Below are 2,803 nucleotides of genomic sequence, written 5' to 3' on the forward strand. Positions count from 1 at the left end.
CACCAAGGACGAGCTGATAGCCGCAATTTCCAAGGAGCGAATGACGCGACGTTTCGCCATAGATTTCATCGAGATTTTTGAGGTCCTGGATGATGAAGGCCAGCTTGATTTTGTAGCCGGCCACGTAGGGCAGCTTCGTCATGATTTCGTCCATCCGCTTGAGCTGGCGAAACTCGTCGAGAAGGAAATAGACGGGCAGGGAATTGGGATCGTGCTCAAGTGTCAGTATGTCCATCGTCTGTTGCACGAACAGCGTCAGCAGAGGGCGCAACAGCGTAATGTCGGTGATATTCGGCGCGAGATAGATCGAGATCGGCCGGCGCTTGAGCGCCCGCAAATCCATATCGGTTACGTTCGTAGCGGCAACGATGCGCTCGTTTTTGAAGGGCCGCATGGCCTTCTGAATATCGAGCAAGGCAGAGGCGGCTGCCCGTTCTGACAGCGCGAGATAGGCGTTGAAGCTTTCCATGGTGAATTTGGAAAGGTACGGCTCTTTCGATTTGATGAACTTCATCAGCGCCTGTAGATCGACGCCGCTATTGAAGAACGAATTGACCTCGCCAAGATTGCGCCGGCCCTTATAGTGCGGGCTTTCCAGCACGTAGCTGATAGCGCCCGCCATCACTTGTTGCGCCGTGGCCTGCCATACGGAATTCTCGGATTCGGTGTTCTCGGGGACTAGGATGCTCGCCATGTTCTGTATATCCGTCGTCCGCGTGCCGCGCTCCTGGCGCACGAAGTCGAGCGGATTGTAGCGGTTGGTAGCTTCCGATCCCGGCGCGAATAGAAAGACCTGGCTGCCCTTGCGGCGGCGATACCCGGCCGTGGCCTTGAAGACTTCGCCCTTGAGATCGGTAACGATCATCGAGCCTTCGTGCATGAGGGCGTTGGGGATGACGTAGCCAGCACCTTTACCGGATCGAGTTGGACCGATGATGAGATGGTGACGTTCATCTTTTGAGCGGAGGATTTTGCGTCCGAGGCGGCCGAAAATGTGCCCCTGCTTGCGGAACCATCTGCCGCGTCGCAAAGCGGCAATGTCCTGAAAAGCGGCGTCACCAAGCGGGTTGCTTGGCGATTTCAAGCCAAGGTAGGCGGCCAGGCCGCCGGCGAACAGGCTCGGCAGGAGCGCGACGAGCGCGACCCGCTGCAGGGTCGGGCTGCCCTTGTAGAGCCAGAATTGTTGAACAGGCGCGAGTGGATTGGTGGTGATCGTCGTTTCGAGAATTCGGCCGTCATTATAGACGAGCTGCAAGCCAAGTCCGTAAGCGAGGGTCCAGACGGCGAAGACGATTCCGGCGCAGAAAAGAAGATAGAAGGCCTGATAGCCCTTGTTCATGTCTCGTCCCGGGCAAAGAAGATTTCGGAAACGCCCCGTTTTCCGCCATCGCGGCGCAACTGGATAACAATTGGGATGACCATTTGAATGTAGGACATCAGATCCTGCTTGGAGTAACCCGACGACATGCCGGCTTGCTGCATCATCATGGCGAGCTGTTCATAGGCGCCCATCGGCGTATCCGCATGCACCGTCGACATGCTGCCCGGATGGCCCGTGTTGATGGCGCGCAGGAAGGAAAAGGCCTCGGCGCCACGAATTTCACCGACGAACAGTCTGTCCGGCCGCATCCGGAGCGACGCTTCCAGCAGGTTTTGGATCGTCACGTCTGCGGTGCCCTGGTCGCCCTTAGAGGCAATCAGATGCACTTTGTTCGGCTGCGGCGGAAATAGTTCGCGTGTGTCCTCCAGCGTCAAAATCCGCTCATGCGGATCGACGCTTTTCAGGCATGCGTTGAGGAAGGTGGTCTTGCCCGACGAGGTGCCGCCGCTGATCAAAATCGACACGCGCTTTGTGATCGCCGTATGGATGAAGTCATAGATACGGCTCGCGCGAAGGTGCGCGATCAGGTCCCGGTCGATGTCGCTCAGTCCGCCGACTGCGACCGAGACTTTATCCAGTGAGCCGCTATCGCGGTACTCCTCGAGCGTGAAATTGTTCACGACCTGCTTTCGGATCGAGATCGAGCCGCCTTCCGGCGCGGCCGGAGGCAGCACGATCTGAATACGCTCGCCAGTCGGGAGGGCCGCACTTAGAATGGGCTTGGCGCGGCTGATGAACTGGTTCGTTGCGCCGGCCACGCGCTCCCCGATATTTTCAATTTCAGAGGCCGTGAGCGGCTTAATTTCGTGAAACTCCATATGGTCGGAGCCCAGCCGTTCCACATAGACATGGCCCGGCTTGTTCACGGAGATTTCGACGACACGCGGATCGTCAAGAAAGCCGCGGATAGGTTCCAGTGCCCGATCAAGGAAGTAATAGGGATTGGTGGCCGATCGGCCCTTGTTACTGACCGCGACGTTCACGTTGTATTTCCTTCATCGCTTCTGTGACGGGATCGTCATACATGGCGCTGAAATCGAGATCTTGGCGCACGTAGACGAAGATGCGTTCGCCCTGGCTGACACTGATGGTGGGCGGGATGCGCAGATTTTCGCTCAAAGCCTGGTTAGCCATATCGCTGAACGTTTGCGCGATCGTGTCGCGCGCCAGTTCCTCGCCACGCTTGGCTTCATCATTATCTTGGCCGAAAGCTTCATCGCTTCCATAACCGGTAAGGTAGCTAGCTCCTGCCCCGACAATTGACAGCACAATTGCGGAACCGAACCGCTCCCGCCATTTGTTGTCGACACGGCCGGTCAATCCGGAGCGGCCAAGGCTGTCGGTGCCGATGGAGTTGAGGCGAACGGACACACCGTCATCGCGGAGAAGCCTGGTCCAGATGACGAAAATGCGTTTCTGACC

The 2,803-nt window shown here is 57.6% G+C and carries 3 protein-coding genes; all 3 read right to left on the reverse strand.

The features are described 5' to 3' along the window. Positions 1–1,339: type IV secretory system conjugative DNA transfer family protein (locus tag EOA86_RS29350; RefSeq protein WP_164892091.1), on the reverse strand; the 1,339-nt coding region annotated here is incomplete at its 3' end. Then, positions 1,336–2,364 (reverse strand): P-type DNA transfer ATPase VirB11, encoded by a 1,029-nt coding sequence (virB11, locus tag EOA86_RS29355; RefSeq protein WP_128344856.1) that lies wholly within the window; start codon positions 2,362–2,364, stop codon positions 1,336–1,338. The genes EOA86_RS29350 and virB11, both read right to left, overlap by 4 nt. Next, a partial coding sequence (locus EOA86_RS29360) for a TrbI/VirB10 family protein (RefSeq protein ID WP_164892092.1) occupies positions 2,345–2,803 on the reverse strand: 459 nt, incomplete at its 5' end. The genes virB11 and EOA86_RS29360, both read right to left, overlap by 20 nt.

Origin of the sequence: Mesorhizobium sp. M5C.F.Ca.IN.020.32.2.1 (genome assembly GCF_004023105.1) — a bacterium.
Lineage (GTDB): Bacteria > Pseudomonadota > Alphaproteobacteria > Rhizobiales > Rhizobiaceae > Mesorhizobium > Mesorhizobium wenxiniae.